This window comes from Veillonella parvula (genome assembly GCF_024461875.1).
Taxonomy (GTDB): Bacteria; Bacillota; Negativicutes; order Veillonellales; family Veillonellaceae; genus Veillonella; species Veillonella parvula_I.
Genome location: NZ_JANGAL010000034.1, coordinates 1 through 291 on the forward strand (window position 1 = coordinate 1; position 291 = coordinate 291).

General features: G+C 39.2%; 1 protein-coding gene. It reads left to right on the top strand.

Annotated elements, in window-relative coordinates:
- Positions 1–9 precede the first annotated feature (9 nt).
- A partial coding sequence (locus NE668_RS09755) for an alpha-amylase family glycosyl hydrolase (RefSeq protein ID WP_442806932.1) occupies positions 10–291 on the top strand: 282 nt, incomplete at its 3' end.

Below are 291 nucleotides of genomic sequence, written 5' to 3' on the forward strand. Positions count from 1 at the left end.
GGAGAAGAAATCGGAATGACGAATCCGCACTATACATCTATTGAGCAGTATGCAGACGTAGAGAGTCGGAATTACTATGAGATTCTTTTAAACGAAGGAAAAACAAAAGAGGAGGCGCTGGAAATTCTGGCCGCCCGTTCAAGAGATAACAGCCGTACCCCGATGCAATGGACAGATGAAAGATACTGTGGATTTTCGGATACAAAGCCATGGATTCCTGTATCGGATAATTTTGAAAAAATCAATGTAAAGAAACAAAAACAGGATAGAGATTCCATTTTAGAATTTTAT